The sequence below is a fragment of the Streptomyces sp. SP18BB07 genome (genome assembly GCF_036322545.1).
In the GTDB taxonomy this organism is placed as follows: Bacteria; Actinomycetota; Actinomycetes; order Streptomycetales; family Streptomycetaceae; genus Streptomyces; species Streptomyces deccanensis.
The window spans coordinates 1-14917 of the sequence record NZ_JAQYWT010000274.1; the positions used below are offsets into that span (position 1 = coordinate 1).

A 14917-nucleotide genomic window follows, 5' to 3' on the forward strand; every position below is an offset into this window, starting at 1 on the left:
CCGGGAGGCGGGGTGAATGAGGGGGGACGGCTCATGGGGCGAGAGTAACCGGCCGCCGAAGCCTGTGCGGGGTCGGGACGGGTGCGTGGTCGGGTGCGGGTGGGTGGGGCTTCTCGCGCAGTTCCCCGCGCCCCTAAAGGCAAAAAGCACGGGGCGCAGCACCTGCTTTTTGAGGGGCGCGGGGAACTGCGCGACCAGCCCCCACCGGACGGACGCTGGGGGTCAAAGGGGCGCAGCCCCTTGGTGGGGGCACCTCCCGCTCGAGCGAAGCCGAGAGTGGGGGAGGGACGGGTAGGGGCGGCGGGGGCGAGAAAAGGCCGAAGGCCCGGCCCCACCAAGGGGACCGGACCTTCACCAGTCGGCACGAACGGCCTCAGCCCTCCGAGCCCTCCACCACAGCCACAGCAGCCTTCCGCGTACGCCGCCGAGGAGCCGGAGCCTCAGCCCCCGCCTCCTCTACGGCAACAGAGGCCGCGGCCTTCCGCGTACGACGCGGCTTCGTGGCCTGCTCCTCCGTCGGCTGCGCGGGAACCGCCCCCTCAGCCGTAGCCACGGCCTTACGGGTCCGGCGGCGGGGCTTGGCCGGTGCCTCCTCGGCGGCGGCCTCCTCGCTCACGACCTCGGCGGGCGCGGCGGCCTTGCGCGTACGACGACGCGGCTTGGCCTCGGCCTCGACCTCGGCGGCCGGCTCGGCGCCGGTAGCCCGCTCAGCCGTGTCGACAGCGGCCTCGGCGGCAGGCGTCACGACGGCCGCCGCGGCCTTACGGGTCCGACGACGCGGGGCCGGAGCCTCGACCACCGCCTCCTCGGCGACAGCCTCCACCACGGTCTCGGCGGCCTCCGCCACGGCCTTGCGGGTCCGGCGGCGCGGCTTGGGCGCCTCGGCGGTGTCCACGGCGGCCTCGGCGGCGGTGTCCGTCGCCTCGACGACCGGCTCGGCGGTCTTGCGGGTCCGGCGGCGGGGCTTGGCCGGTGCCTCCTCGGCGGCGGCCTCCTCGCTCACGACCTCGGCGGGCGCGGCGGTCTTGCGCGTACGACGACGCGGCTTGGCCTCGGCCTCGACCTCGGCGGCCGGCTCGGCGGCGGCCGTGCCCTCCGCCGTGTCCAGCGCGGCATCCGCGCCCGGCGCGGCCTCCGTCACAGAGGCGGCGGCAGCGGCCTCCACCGACTTACGGGTCCGGCGGCGACGCGGCTTGGGGGCCTCCTCCACCGACTCGGCGGGCACGCCCGCGACCGTGTCGACCACGACCTCCGCCGACTCGACCGGCGCACTCTCGACGGTCTCGGTCCCGGTCTCGGCGGCGGGGTTCACCCCGGCCCGCGTGCGGCGGCGACGGCGCGGCGTACGAGGCTCGGACACGTCGGTGTCGGTGCCCGGAGTCGGCGTGGACTCCGACGGCTCCGTGACCGCGGCGGCCTCCGGGGAAGCCCCGTCGACGGTGGCGCCACTACGCGTGCGGCGGCGGCGACGCGGCGTACGCGCCGGACGCTCCCGCTCCCGCTCGCGCTCGGCGGACGCCGGGCCGGAGGAACGGCCACCACGACCGCGCGGACCACGCCCGCCCGGCTCGCCGAGGTCCTCCAGCTCCTCCGCGTCCAGCCCGGCCCGGGTGCGCTCGGAACGCGGCAGGACACCCTTGGTGCCAGCGGGGATGTTCAGTTCCTCGAAGAGGTGCGGGGACGTGGAGTACGTCTCCGGCGGGTCGTTGAACCCGAGGTCCAGCGCCTTGTTGATGAGCTGCCAGCGCGGGATGTCGTCCCAGTCGACGAGGGTGATCGCGATGCCCTTGGCGCCCGCGCGGCCCGTACGGCCGATGCGGTGCAGGTACGTCTTCTCGTCTTCGGGGGACTGGTAGTTGATGACGTGGGTGACACCCTCGACGTCGATGCCGCGCGCGGCGACGTCGGTGCAGACGAGGACGTCCACCTTGCCGTTGCGGAAGGCACGCAGGGCCTGCTCGCGGGCGCCCTGGCCGAGGTCGCCGTGCACCGCGCCGGAGGCGAAGCCGCGCTGCTTGAGCTGGTCGGCGAGGTCGGCGGCCGTCCGCTTCGTACGGCAGAAGACCATGACCAGGCCCCGGCCCTCGGCCTGCAGTATGCGCGCGACGAGCTCGGGCTTGTCCATGTTGTGCGCGCGGTAGATGTGCTGCGAGGTGTTGCGGACCGTCGCGCCCTCGTCGTCCGGAGACGTGGCGCGGATGTGGGTCGGCTGCGACATGTACCGGCGGGCGAGGCCGATGACCGCGCCCGGCATGGTGGCCGAGAACAGCATCGTCTGGCGGCGGGCCGGAAGCATGTTGATGATCTTCTCGACGTCGGGCAGGAAGCCCAGGTCGAGCATCTCGTCCGCCTCGTCGAGGACCAGGCACTTGACGTGCTTGAGATTCAGCTTCTTCTGGCCGGCGAGGTCGAGGAGCCGCCCGGGGGTGCCGATGACGACATCGACGCCCTTCTTGAGGGCCTCGACCTGGGGCTCGTACGCGCGGCCGCCGTAGATCGCGGTGACGCGGACGTTGCGCACCTTGCCGGCGGTCAGCAGGTCGTTGGTGACCTGGGTGCACAGCTCGCGCGTCGGGACGACGACGAGCGCCTGCGGCGAGTCGACGAGGTCCTCGGGCTTGGCGCGGCCGGCCTCGACGTCGGCGGGGACGACGACGCGCTCGAGGAGCGGGAGACCGAAGCCCAGCGTCTTGCCGGTACCGGTCTTGGCCTGGCCGATGACGTCGGTGCCGGAGAGGGCGACCGGGAGCGTCATCTCCTGGATGGGGAAGGGGTTGATGATGCCGACGGCCTCGAGGGCCTCGGCCGTCTCGGGAAAGATGCCGAGATCGCGGAAAGTCGTAGTCAGGGTGCTGCCTCTTCTGTGTACGCGGTGTGAGGCGAGCGCGGGGGTCGTGTCGGACCGTGCCGGGGACGTCGGCCACCGCACGGGCGGGCCGTGTGGCACGGGACCACTGCCGACGCTCTAGCGCTCATACCGCTGAGGGGTTCCCTCCGGACGCCGTACGCGGAGTGCCGTACGGAAAAGGAGGGCTGTCGGGTCGGAGCCGATCGGGCCACCGACCGGGCATCCTCATGCGTGCGGCCTGTCGAGACACCGTCGAACTACGTCGTGGTACCAGCAGGCGCATTACCACCATACCCCGGAATCGCGCATATGCGATGGCCGATTTGGTCACGTAGTCGTCGTCACACTGAATGGCGCACCGAATGACCGGGCCCTTCCGCCTTGCGCGGAGCGGGCTATTGTGCGCTGCATGACCACGTCTGACAAGCCTGAGAACGCCACCGGCGGCGAGTCCGCCGACGCCGCCGACACCACGGAGGTCACCGGGATCGCCGCCCAGGACTGGGAGCGTGCCTCCGCCGACCCGCAGTACCGCGCCGCCGTGGTGGATCTGCTGGGCGCGCTGGCGTACGGGGAGCTGGCGGCGTTCGAGCGGCTCGCGGAGGACGCGAAGCTGGCGCCCACCCTCGTCGACAAGGCGGAGCTGGCGAAGATGGCGGCGGCCGAGTTCCACCACTTCGAGAGGCTCGCCGGCCGGCTCACCGAGATCGGCGAGGAGCCGACGCGCGCCATGGAGCCCTTCGTCGACGCGCTCGACGGCTTCCACAAGCAGACCGCGCCCTCGGACTGGCTGGAGGGGCTCGTCAAGGCCTACGTCGGCGACTCGATCGCCAGTGACTTCTACCGGGAGGTCGCGGCGCACCTCGACTCGGACACGCGCTCGCTCGTGCTCGCCGTGCTCGACGACACGGGGCACGCCGGGTTCGCCGTGGAGAAGGTGCGCGCCGCGATCGACGAGGACCCGCGCGTGGGCGGTCGACTGGCGCTGTGGGCACGGAGGTTGATGGGGGAGGCGCTGTCGCAGTCGCAGCGGGTGGTGGCCGACCGGGACGCCCTGTCCACGATGCTCGTGGGCGGGGTGGCCGACGGGTTCGACCTCGCCGAGGTGGGGCGGATGTTCTCGCGGATCACCGAGGCGCACACCAAGCGGATGGCCGCGCTGGGCTTGGCCGCGTGAGCGCCTAGTCGCCGTGGGGTGAGCTGTCGTCCGGCGGGTGCGGGTGCTTCGTGGCTGGTCGCGCAGGTCCCCGCGCCCCTGGATGGGGCTTCGCCCCTATCCGTGGCTCCTCACGCCGTCGCCGAGCTGCTGCGTCGAAAGCGTTCCGTCGGGCGCAGGAGCAGGGAGAGGGAGGCCGCTGCGACCACCAGGGCGCCGGTGAGGACGAGCAGGTAGTTGGCGGAGCCGAGCGCCGTGTGCGTCAGGAAGGCGCCGAAGAGACCGCCGGCGGTGCCGGTCGGCAGGACCAGGGTGCGGGCCGGCAGACGGTGCGGCAGACGGTAGGCGGCGGCGCAGGCGAGGGCGAAACCGAGGAGTGCGGATCCGAGTGCTTCCAAGAACATGATCGGGTTCCCTCCCGCACGGCCTGGCCTGGGCAAATCGGTCGTAGCCGGTACTACCCGCGTGGCGTGGGACGCAATCATCGTCCGTGGGCGAGATGTGGGCGTTCCGGGGGCGCGCCCCGTGGTGGCCCTGAGACGTGGGCGTACGGAGGGGGCCCGGTGGTTTCACACCACCGGGCCCCCTCCGTACGCCTCTTGTGCCTCTCGACTACAGCGCGCTGAAGCCCACCTTGCGGACGGTCGGCTCACCGATGTCGATGTAGGCGAGACGGTCGGCCGGGATCAGCACCTTGCGGCCGTGCTCGTCCGTGAGGCTCAGCAGCGCCGACTTGCCGGTCAGCGCCTCGGCAACCGCACGCTCGACCTCCTCGGCACTCTGACCGCTCTCCAGAACGATCTCGCGGGGCGCGTGCTGCACGCCGATCTTGACCTCCACGGCTATGTCCCTCCGACGGTCAATGAGATGCGCGGGCTTCCGCGCCGTACGCAGCACACATTAGCCCGGTGAGGGGACCTGCACGCTCCGCCTGAGAACGCCAGGAGCGAACAGGGGGCGGGAACAAATCCGCGGACCCGGGGTGCGGCGTACCGGCGGGTGGGGTCAATGCTGGTCGATGCCGTGCAGGGGGAAGCCCGCGATACCGCGCCAGGCGAGCGAGGCCAGCAACTGGACCGCCTGCTCGCGCGGGACGCTGCGGTCGCTGTGCAGCCACGACCGCGCCACCACCTGGGAGAGGCCGCCCAGACCCGAGGCGAGGAGCATCGACTCCGCGCGGGAGAGGCCGGTGTCCTCCTCGATGACGTCGCAGATGGCCTCGGCGCATTCGTTGGTGACCTTGTCGACGCGCTCGCGCACGGCGGGCTCGTTCGTCAGGTCGGACTCGAAGACCAGCCGGAAGGCGCCGCCCTCGTCCTCGACGTACGTGAAGTAGGCGTCCATCGTCGCCCGGACCCGCTGCTTGTTGTCGGTCGTCGACGCCAGCGCGCCACGCACCGCCTGGATCAGGGCCTCGCAGTGCTGGTCCAGCAGGGCCAGATAGAGGTCGAGCTTGCCGGGGAAGTGCTGGTAGAGCACCGGCTTGCTGACTCCGGCGCGCTCGGCGATGTCGTCCATCGCGGCCGAGTGATAGCCCTGGGCCACGAAGACTTCCTGGGCGGCGCCCAGCAACTGGTTCCGTCGGGCTCGGCGCGGCAGGCGTGTGCCCCGCGGGCGCGCCGCCTCTGTCTGCTCGATGGCTGTCACGCCGCCTCCCAAGATCGTCCACATGCGGTGTGCGCCGCGCCGCCATCGTACTTTTCGGTAACCCGGGTGTGCGCGGTGCGAGCGCAGAATTTCACGGACCGGACGGCTGGGAAAGTGCCGCCAACCATGCCAAACAGGGGCAGGGTGGGCAGAAGGAAGCCCTTTCTCGTCACCGGTCGTCGTCCCTGGTGAGGGTCGGGTTACCGATAGTCGTCCTCGTCCAGGGAGACCACGCGGGCCTGTTCCGCCAGATCGGCCTCATTGGCCGCGCCCGTGTCGACGTCGGTCAACGGGTCGTCCCGGTGCTGGGCGACGTCCGCGTGCTGCTCGGCGGCATCGGCCTCGGGGGCCTCGACATCGTCGAGCTCAACGGAGTCCTCCTCGACGAAGGTCTCGGGATCGGTCGGATCAACGGCCATCGTGGGTTCCCCTTCCTGGTGCTGCCCTGGTGCCGCCGGAACGTCGACGGCGGCGGGGGCCACGTACGGGTGCCCTCTTCGCGAGCCCGGATGCGCTGCCCGAGAGCACGTTTCCGAGCCTAGGAGACAGGTCATCGTGGCGCTACGCGGTCGTCCGGTGCGACTGGTTCCGGCGGTGAGTACCCGACGCCCGGTACCCCGGCAAAGGTGGCTGATTTGTGGTGTGGTCTGTGACGGCGAACACATGAGTCACTGCGTGATCGTCTCGTAACATTGCCCGCATGTCTTCGACCGAGCTGCCGTCCCTGCTGACCGCCACCGCGTCGCCGAAGACGAGTGCCGTGCGTGTGGCACCCGGTGAGCGGCTGAGGTCGGTCCGGTTGCCGGGGATCACGTTGTCGGTGCGGTCGAGACCGCCGGCCCGCGAAGGACTGCCGCCCGCGCTGTACGTGCACGGCCTGGGCGGCTCCTCGCAGAACTGGTCCGCGCTGATGCTGCTGCTCGACGGGCTCGTCGACAGCGAGGCGCTCGATCTGCCCGGCTTCGGCGACTCGCCGCCGCCGGACGACGGCAACTACTCCGTCACGGGACACGCCCGCGCCGTCATCCGCTACCTCGACTCCGCGGGGCGCGGCCCGGTGCACCTCTTCGGCAACTCCCTCGGCGGCGCGATCGCGACCCGCGTCGCCGCCCTGCGCCCGGACCTCGTCCGCACCCTGACCCTGGTGTCGCCCGCTCTGCCGGAGCTCCGCGTGCAGCGGACCGCCGTGCCGACCGCGATGCTAGCCCTGCCGGGCATGTCGGCGCTCTTCACCCGCTTCACCAAGGGCTGGACCGCCGAGCAGCGCGTGCGGGGCGTCACGGCGCTCTGTTACGGCGACCCCGGCCGCGTCACGGACGAGGGCTTTCGCAACGCGGTGGAGGAGATGGAGCGGCGCCTGCAACTGCCGTACATGTGGGACGCCTTGACGCGTTCGGCCCGAGGGCTCGTGGACGCCTACACTTTGGGTGGGCAGCACTCGCTCTGGCGCCAGGCCGAGCGTGTCCTCGCCCCGACCCTCCTCGTCTACGGCCGACGCGACCAACTCGTCGGCTACCGCATGGCCCAGCGCGCCGCCCGTTCCTTCCGGGACTCCCGCCTCGTCTCCCTGCCGGACGCGGGGCACGTGGCGATGATGGAGTACCCGGAGGCGGTCGCCGCCGCGTTCCGTGAACTGCTCGCGGATGCGGGGAGGGCGAGGAGCGGGGTGGAGGCGATGCCGGTGGGTTCGGAGCCGGGCGGTTCGGAGCCGGGGTCGGTCGATGTTTCGGGTGAGGGTGGTTCGGTGAGTGGTGGTGGCTCGGTCGGCGCCGACGAGGGTGACTCGGTCGCCGAGGGGCCGCCCAAGGGCTTGCCCGGCGTGGGGAGCTGAGGCGCGGCGTGGGACGGCACAGCCGCAAGGGGCGGGCGCCGAAAGGCGACACAAGCGATATAAGGACAGCTCGGACGGCCACGTCGATGGGGTCGGAGGCGGCGGGGACGGGGGCGGGCGACCGTGCGCCGGCGCCGCGAGCGCGGGGCGCCGAGGAAGTCGAGGGCGCGAGGACCATGGGCCCGGGTGGGCCGGGTGGGCCGGGTTCCGGGAGCGCTGTGAGCGCCTCGGTGGCGCAGACGAGAGCACAGCCGCCGGGTGGCGCGCCGCAGCCTCGCGGGTACGCCGGGGCGCCGGGGTACGCCGGTACGCCGGGGTACGTCGGTACGCCGGGGCAAGGGGCCCCCGGGCGGGGCGGGCCGGGGTTCGGCGGTGGTGCGGCCGGGCAGCAGGGGGCGCGCTTCGCGGACGGCACCCCTGCGCACGGCTTCCCCCGCCTGCCTGACGGCACGCCCGCGCACGGGGTGCCGCGTTCGTCCGACGGCACGCCCGCGCATGGCTTCCCGCGTCTTCCGGACGGGGCCCAGGTTCGCGGTTATCCGCCGAGTCGTGGTGAACACCCCGAGCAGCGTGAAGCGGGCGGGGGTTGGGGCCACCTGGGTGGTGGTGGGCGTCGGCAGGGCGCCGGACACGGCGTGGCGCAAGGGGCTCCTGCGGGGGCTCCGTATGGTGGGCCGGGCGAGGTGTCACCCCATGGCGCCCCGCACGGCGTGCTTCCGGAGAGTTCGGGCCGCCGTATCCCCATTCCCCGGCAGCGGCAGGAGACCATGCCCCCCGGTGGCCCCCGCCAGGCCTATCTGGACGCCTTCGACGAGGTCGACGACGTCCTCGCACCCGGCCGGACACATCGTGGCGCGCCGGGTGCCGACGACGACGGCCGGGTCGAGACGGCCCTCCAAGAGAAGCCACTGCGCGGGCGGTCGCCGCGACAGGAGCCGCACGAACAGCCGCCGGGCGACGGGACCGAGTCCGCCGGGACGGCGAAGGGCGGCAAGGGGCGGGCGTTCGTCGGGATCGCGGCCGCCGCCGTCACGACCGTGCTCGTGGTGGTCGTGGGCGGACAGATGGCCGTCGGGGAGGACGACAGCGCCACTCGGCCGCAGGCCGCCGACGCCGGCGAGCGTGCCGTGCGCGACGCCTCGCGCAGCGACAACCGGCCCACACCGTCCGTCCCGCCCAGCCCGAGCGCGACCCCGTTGACGTACGAGCAGAAGATGGACAAGAAGTACGCGCTCGCCGCGGATCTGGAGGGCGGCGGGGAGTTCGAGGCGGTCGGGGGCTTCGACAAGGCGCCGGGGACGGGGCAGAAGTACCGCTACCGGGTCGATGTCGAGAAGGGGCTCGGCCTGGATGCGGAGCTGTTCGCGGACGCTGTGCAGAAGACCCTGAACGACGACCGGAGCTGGGCCCACGCCGGTGGCCGTACGTTCGAGCGGATCTCCTCGGGCACACCCGACTTCGTGATCACGCTGGCGAGTCCGGGGACCACCGCGTTCTGGTGTGCCAAGTCGGGGCTCGACACCACCGTGGACAACGTCTCGTGCGACTCGGCCGCCACCGAGCGCGTGATGATCAACGCCTACCGCTGGGCCCAGGGTTCGGAGACGTACGGCGACGAGATCCACGCCTACCGGCAGATGCTGATCAACCACGAGATCGGCCACCGCCTCAAGTACCCCCATGTGACCTGCGACAAGAACGGCGACCTCGCGCCCGTCATGCAGCAGCAGAGCAAGTTCCTGACCTACCGGGGGATCACCTGCAAGGCCAATCCCTGGCCCTACCCCGGTAGTTGACGGCAGCTCACACTGTCGACCGACTCAGCGTGATCAGGTGAACCCTTAGCGCGACGAAACGCGTCCCGCTAGTGAAAGTTACGACCGTTCACCCCTTTTGGTGGCGCGATGGACAACCGTCCGTCGCGCCACCGCCTTGTCCGCATACGTTCGTCCCGCTGCGGGCCGCCGGGCGAACGGCGGCTCCTCAAACGGGAGATCGGGGGTGCACGCGTGCGCATCGGACTGCTTACGGAGGGTGGCTATCCGTATGTGAGCGGTGACGCCAGGCTCTGGTGCGACCGACTCGTACGTGGGCTGGAGCGACACGAGTTCGACATCTACGCGCTCAGCCGGAGTGAGCGGCAGGAGGACGAGGGCTGGATCCCGTTGCCGCCACAGGTCAGCCGCGTCCGCACGGCACCGCTGTGGACGGCCGAGGACGACGGGGTCGTCCATGGGCGCCGCGCGCGAAGGCGCTTTGCGGAGGCGTACGGGGAGCTGGTCGCGGCCGTCTGTTCGGGGGGGACGGGCGGGGGTGACGGTGCGGCTGGGAAGGTGTTCGAGGGCTCGGCCGGTGCTGAGGCGGACCGTTTCGGCAACGCGTTGTACGGGCTTGCCGAGCTGGCCCGGGACGAGGGCGGACTGGTCGGCGCGCTGCGCTCCGAGGCCGCTGTCCGCACACTGGAGCGCGCCTGTCGTGCGCCCGGCGCGTTGCGAGGGGCGCGCGAGGCTCGCGTGCCGGATCTGCTGACTGTCGCCTCCCAGCTCGAACGCGCCCTGCGCCCCCTCTCACTCGACTGGTACGAGGACGACGGGCTCGGCTCGGTCGACCTGTGCCATGCGGCGGCCGGCGGGTCGGCCGCGCTGCCCGGACTGTTGGCCCGCCACTTCCACGGGGTGCCGCTCCTGGTCACCGAGTACGGAGTGCCGCTGCGGGCGCACTACCTGGGGGCCTCGGGAGAGGCGCCGGTGCGCGCGCTCCTCGCGGCCTTCCACCGGCAGCTCACCGCAGAGGTGTACCGGCAGGCCGCCTGCCTCACCCCCGGTAACACCCATGCCCGCCGCTGGCAGGAGCGCTGCGGCGCCGACCGGGCCCGAATCCGCACGGTCTACCCCGGCATGGACGCCGCCCGGTTCGCGGGGGTGGGCGAGTCGCCCGAGTGTGCGGATCCGCACACGCTGGTGTGGGTGGGCCGCATCGAGCCCGCCAAGGACCTGATCTCGCTGTTGCACGCCTTCGCCGAGATCCGTCGGGCGGATCCCAAGGCGCGGCTCAGGATCGTCGGAGCGGCCGCGGGAGCCGAGGCCACCGCCTACCTGGGCCACTGCAAGGCCCTTGCCGCGCAGCTCTTCCCCGACGAGGCGGACGGCGTCCACGCGGTCGGAGACAACCCCGTCTCCTTCGAGGAGATCGGCGACCCGGCCGTTCCCGACCTCGCCGAGGCCTACGCCGCCGGTGCGGTGGTCGTGTTGTCGAGTGTCGTCGAGGGCTTCCCGATCAGTCTGGTCGAGGCCATGTTCTGCGCCCGGCCCACGGTCTCCACCGATGTGGGAGCGGTCGTGGAGGTCATCGGCGGCACCGGGCTGGTCGTCCCTCCGCGCAATCCGCGGGCGCTCGCCGAAGCGTGCGTGGCGCTCCTGAGGGAGCCCGAGCGCCGTGCGCGCCTGGGTGCGGCCGCCCGCGCCCGCGCTCTCGAACTCTTCACGGTGGAGCAGAACGTCGCGGCATTTCGTGGCATCTATTTGGAGATCGTCTCCCACGCCCCGGTACACAAGATCGTCCTCGACGACGCCGGTGCACCACTGCCCTTTGGTGCCCCCGCCGAGGCCCACATCCCCGGCCGCTGGACCGAGCCCCGGCATGCGGCGGCCGGCGTCGGTGTCGCGGGGGTCGCCGGGGTCGCTGGGGTCGTGGGAGTTGCGGGGGGCAGGGGGGCCGCCGGGCTGGCGGGGAGGGCCGGGGCTGCCGCAGGCACCGATGTGACGGGCCCGGGTGGCGGCGCCGCCGGGAGGCCGCGCTGGGCGGTCGGCTCCCCTGCGCGGACGGCGACAACCGTGCGGGCTACGGCGCCGGTTCGGCCTACGGAGCCGGTCCGGGATGCGGTGCAGGGGCGGGATGGGGCGGCTCTGCGGGGCGGAGTGTCTGTGCTGGGGGAGGCTTCGGCGGAGGGCCGGACGGCGGCTGGCGGTTCAGTGGCTGGGGCGGGTTCTGCGGTCGGCTCGGCTTTTGTACCGGGTGATGCTGTCCGCCCGACCTCGGCGCATGCGGCGGGTGCCGCTCTGGGCCCGGACTCGGTCTCCACCTCGGCGGTGGCCACGCCCGCGGCTACCGCTACCGCTACCGCTACCGCTACCGCTACCGCTACCGCTTCTGCGGCGGTCCCCTCTCCGGCCCCGGCCGCGGAGAAGCCCTCGGGCAACGTCATCAGCAAGCCGGCCCCCGCGAAGGAGGGGGCGCGATGAGCGGGCTGCGGTTGGACGGGCTGGACGAGTGGGACGGGTTCGACGCGAAGCTCCTGCCAGATGCCATGACTCCGGCCGACCCCCTGGCCTCGCGGGACCTCGTCGATCCGCCCGACCCTGTCCCACGGGCGGCCGGCGACGGCCTGGCCCTACCCGAGGCCGACCCCAAGTCCGCTCCCCGGCGCCGCGCCGTGGACCCCGTGAAGGCCCTGATGCACCGGCACCGGGAGCTGTGCGAGCGGGCGGTGGACCCCTTGGAGATCGCCGCCGGGCTGGAGGCACACGGGGTGACCGACCGAACGGCCGCCCGCTTCCGGCACCGCGACGTGTTCTCGCTCGCCGAGGAGATGTACGCGCGCGTGTCGCGTGACGGGGACGAATCCACGGAGCGCGAGCCGGTGCCGAGCGCGCCCGGCGCACGCGGTGGATGGGCCGTGTTCGCCCTGCTGCCGGGCACCCTGTGCGCGGCGGGTGTCGTCGGGGTGCGGTTCAGCGACGGCCAACCCCGTCTCATGGCCGCGGCTCTCGGCGCCCTCGCGGTGGCGCTCGGCCTCCGCGCGGCAGTCGACCGGGGACCACTGCGTGCCCCGACCGGCGCGGCGCACCGGGCCCGCACCTGGACCTGCTGGCTGATCGCGTACGCCCTGCTCGGCGACGGCCTGCTCGCCGCCGGACTCCAAGGCGGGCCCCACGGTCTCTGGCCCCTGGCCGTCGCACCCGCGCTCGCGCTCGCCCTGTCCTGCGCCCCCGCCGTCTGGTGCGCCCACCTCCTTTCCGCGCGGGCCCGCCGCAAACTCACCGCCAGCCGGGGCCTCGCGGAGTTCGCCGAGTCCATGAAGCCCCTGATCCTCGGTGTGTTCGCACTCCACCTCGGTGCCCTGATCGCCCTGCTCACCCTGTGCGGCACGATCCTGGACGAGCCCACCGGGCAAACGGGCGCCGCGGCCCTCGGAGCGCTCCTCATGCTTGCCCGTCTCCTCACCGCCCACGGTTTCGCCCAGGCCCCGGTGATCGCCCTCCGCGCGGCAGCCCTGGCCGAGGCGCTCGCTCTGGGCACCGTCTTCGCGAGCCGCCTGCCCGGCTGCTCCTTCCTGGCCGTCCCCGTGGAGACGGTCACACACACCTGGGGGCCCGAGGCCGTGCCCGCCCTCGTGTGCGGCACCGCCGCGTTCGCCCTGCTCGTCCACACCACCCGCACGCTGACCCGGGCCTCGGCCCACGCCCTGCCCTCCGGGGCGACCTGACCTTCTCCGGCTTCGCACGCCGGCCTCGTACCGCCGCGCGAAGCCCGAGCCCGATCGATGCGCGGGGCTTCCGTCCCGGGCCTCCCCACCCGCGGGGCCGACACCGCGGGCCCACCTCGTCACCCACGGCACCACCCCATAAGGAGAACGCCAGATGATCACCTCCCGAACCGGAGAGCCCGCCCCGGGAGCCGCCCGATGAGGGTCCTGCTGATCGGAGCCAACGGATATCTCGGCCGCTTCGTCGCCGAACGTCTGCTCGCCGACCCCGCCGTCCAGCTCACCGCGCTCGGCCGTGGCGACGACGCCGACGTACGGTTCGACCTCGCCACCGGCAGCCCCGGCGCGCTCACCCGCTTCCTGGACGCCGTCCACCCCGGAGTCGTCGTCAACTGCGCCGGCGCCACCCGGGGCGGCGCCCGCGAACTCACCCGGCACAACACCGTCGCCGTCGCCACCGTCTGCGAGGCCCTGCGCCGAAGCGGCTGCGGGGCGCGCCTGGTGCAGCTCGGCTGCGGCGCCGAGTACGGGCCCAGCCAGCCCGGCTCGTCCACCGCCGAGGACGCCGTGCCCCGCCCCGGCGGTCCGTACGGTGTGAGCAAGCTCGCCGCCACCGAACTCGTCCTCGGCTCCGGTCTGGACGCCGTGGTCCTGCGCGTCTTCTCGCCCGCCGGACCCGGCACACCCGCGGGCTCCCCGCTCGGCCGCCTCGCCGAGGCGATGCGCCGCGCCATGCAGTCGGGCGACGGCGAACTCAAACTCGGCGGCCTCGGCGTCCAACGCGACTTCGTCGACGTACGCGATGTCGCCCGCGCCGTCCACGCCGCCTCGCTCTCCGCGGCCCAGGGTGTGATCAACATCGGTTCGGGTCGAGCCGTGCGCCTCCGTGACGCTGCGGCCGTGCTCGCCCGCGTCGCCGGTTACGGCGGTGCCCTCCACGAACTGGACGCCCCACCCAACCCCCTCCGGTCCACCATCGGCCACCCCCGCCCCGAACCCGACCACGCCGCTCCCGTCTCCTACCCCTACCCGGACGGCTGCGGCAGCTGGCAGCAGGCCGATGTGCGCACCGCCCGCGACCGGCTCGGCTGGCGGCCCCGCATCAACCTGGAGGAGTCCCTGGCCGACATCTGGATGGAGGCGGCATGCCGTATCTGACCCCCGCCCCGTCCGGCATCGCCCGCACCGGCTTAAGCCTGGGCATCGGAGTCCCCGGTTATGCCCACCCCCTCGTCGCTCCACTGGAATGGGGCGAGCTCACCCGCCCCGGCACTCCTCTGCACTGGGTCGCCCTCGACGTCTCCGAGGGCCCCGGCACCCGCCCCGACCCGCACTGCCTCGAGGCCGCCGGACGGTTGCGGAACGCGGGCGTCCAGGTCCTCGGCCGTCTGAACATGACCTATGGGGCGCGCGCCTTCGCCGAGATCACCGCCGACGCCCGCCGCTATCTCGACTGGTACCTGGTCGACGGCTTCCTCCTGGACCGCTGTCCCACCGAACGCGGCGCCCTCGGCGAGACCGGCCGCACGGTCACCACCCTCCGTGCCCTCCTCGGCGGCGGCCACATCGTCCTCGGCCACGGCACCCATCCGCACCCCGGATATGTCGAGACTGCCGACCAGTTGGTGACCTTCTCCGGCCCCTGGAGCGACTACCGGTGGTCGCAGGTCGCCGAATGGACCGCCGACCATCCACCCGAGCGCTTCTGCCACTTCGTCCACGGTGTCCCGCGCGGTCACCTCGACGAGGCGCTGCGCATCGCCCGCTGGCAGGGCGCCGCCACGATCTACTTCACCGACCGCACGGACCGCGACGGCAGGATCGACCCCTGGGAGACGCTGCCCGGCTACTGGGACGACATCGTCTCGATGGTTGGGACGGGTGTCTCGGAATGAAAAAGGGCGTGGCAGTGTTACGGGGAGAACAACTGTAGTGATTGACCGACCAACG

12 protein-coding genes are annotated in these 14917 nt (G+C 72.7%); 7 read left to right on the forward strand and 5 right to left on the reverse strand.

The window, feature by feature from the left end:
- Window positions 1–373: 373 nt before the first annotated feature.
- Complete coding sequence (locus tag PUR53_RS12895) at window positions 374–2755, reverse strand: DEAD/DEAH box helicase (protein ID WP_443080301.1); 2382 nt, start codon at window positions 2753–2755, stop codon at window positions 374–376.
- Between the two features lie 493 nt (window positions 2756–3248).
- Between PUR53_RS12895 and PUR53_RS12900 the strand changes: the two genes are divergently transcribed.
- A complete protein-coding gene (locus PUR53_RS12900) occupies window positions 3249–4025 on the forward strand; it encodes a ferritin-like fold-containing protein (RefSeq protein WP_391805067.1) in 777 nt (258 codons plus the stop codon).
- Window positions 4026–4135: 110 nt separating this feature from the next.
- Here the strand turns inward: PUR53_RS12900 and PUR53_RS12905 are convergent, their stop codons facing one another.
- The 4 genes from PUR53_RS12905 to PUR53_RS12920 form a co-directional block, all read right to left on the reverse strand.
- Entirely contained in the window at window positions 4136–4408 is a 273-nt protein-coding gene (locus PUR53_RS12905; RefSeq protein ID WP_329898266.1) for a hypothetical protein, read from the reverse strand.
- Window positions 4409–4616: 208 nt separating this feature from the next.
- A complete protein-coding gene (locus PUR53_RS12910; protein WP_045559085.1) occupies window positions 4617–4844 on the reverse strand; it encodes a DUF3107 domain-containing protein in 228 nt (75 codons plus the stop codon).
- 165 nt (window positions 4845–5009) lie between these two features.
- Window positions 5010–5651, reverse strand: a complete 642-nt coding sequence (locus PUR53_RS12915) for a TetR/AcrR family transcriptional regulator (protein ID WP_329898267.1) — start codon at window positions 5649–5651, stop codon at window positions 5010–5012.
- Between the two features lie 200 nt (window positions 5652–5851).
- On the reverse strand, window positions 5852–6070 hold the full coding sequence (locus tag PUR53_RS12920) for a hypothetical protein (RefSeq protein WP_329908382.1): 219 nt from the start codon (window positions 6068–6070) through the stop codon (window positions 5852–5854).
- Window positions 6071–6351: 281 nt separating this feature from the next.
- On the opposite strand from PUR53_RS12920, the gene PUR53_RS12925 reads away from it, so the two are divergent.
- The 6 genes from PUR53_RS12925 to PUR53_RS12950 all read left to right on the forward strand — a co-directional run bounded on the left by PUR53_RS12925 (window position 6352) and on the right by PUR53_RS12950 (window position 14862).
- Complete coding sequence (locus PUR53_RS12925) at window positions 6352–7482, forward strand: alpha/beta fold hydrolase (RefSeq protein ID WP_329908383.1); 1131 nt, start codon at window positions 6352–6354, stop codon at window positions 7480–7482.
- A 437-nt stretch (window positions 7483–7919) separates the two neighbouring features.
- Window positions 7920–9278 carry a DUF3152 domain-containing protein gene (locus tag PUR53_RS12930; protein ID WP_443080302.1) on the forward strand — a complete coding sequence of 453 codons (1359 nt, stop codon included), beginning with the start codon at window positions 7920–7922 and terminating at the stop codon, window positions 9276–9278.
- A gap of 213 nt (window positions 9279–9491) precedes the next feature.
- Window positions 9492–11723, forward strand: a complete 2232-nt coding sequence (locus PUR53_RS12935; RefSeq protein ID WP_329908385.1) for a DUF3492 domain-containing protein — start codon at window positions 9492–9494, stop codon at window positions 11721–11723.
- Window positions 11720–12967, forward strand: coding sequence for a hypothetical protein (locus PUR53_RS12940; protein ID WP_329908386.1), 1248 nt, complete (start codon window positions 11720–11722; stop codon window positions 12965–12967). Before PUR53_RS12935 ends, PUR53_RS12940 begins: the two co-directional genes overlap by 4 nt.
- A 198-nt stretch (window positions 12968–13165) precedes the next feature.
- Window positions 13166–14125 carry an NAD-dependent epimerase/dehydratase family protein gene (locus PUR53_RS12945; RefSeq protein WP_215448875.1) on the forward strand — a complete coding sequence of 320 codons (960 nt, stop codon included), beginning with the start codon at window positions 13166–13168 and terminating at the stop codon, window positions 14123–14125.
- Complete coding sequence (locus tag PUR53_RS12950; RefSeq protein WP_329908387.1) at window positions 14113–14862, forward strand: spherulation-specific family 4 protein; 750 nt, start codon at window positions 14113–14115, stop codon at window positions 14860–14862. Before PUR53_RS12945 ends, PUR53_RS12950 begins: the two co-directional genes overlap by 13 nt.
- Window positions 14863–14917 lie beyond the last annotated feature (55 nt).

Coding starts and splice junctions, on each gene's coding strand:
- PUR53_RS12895 (WP_443080301.1), bottom strand. CDS start 2,755: ATGACGCTCCCGGTCGCCCTCTCCGGCACCGACGTCATCGGCCAGGCC.
- PUR53_RS12905 (WP_329898266.1), bottom strand. CDS start 4,408: ATGTTCTTGGAAGCACTCGGATCCGCACTCCTCGGTTTCGCCCTCGCC.
- PUR53_RS12920 (WP_329908382.1), bottom strand. CDS start 6,070: ATGGCCGTTGATCCGACCGATCCCGAGACCTTCGTCGAGGAGGACTCC.
- PUR53_RS12925 (WP_329908383.1), top strand. CDS start 6,352: ATGTCTTCGACCGAGCTGCCGTCCCTGCTGACCGCCACCGCGTCGCCG.
- PUR53_RS12940 (WP_329908386.1), top strand. CDS start 11,720: ATGAGCGGGCTGCGGTTGGACGGGCTGGACGAGTGGGACGGGTTCGAC.
- PUR53_RS12945 (WP_215448875.1), top strand. CDS start 13,166: ATGAGGGTCCTGCTGATCGGAGCCAACGGATATCTCGGCCGCTTCGTC.
- PUR53_RS12950 (WP_329908387.1), top strand. CDS start 14,113: ATGCCGTATCTGACCCCCGCCCCGTCCGGCATCGCCCGCACCGGCTTA.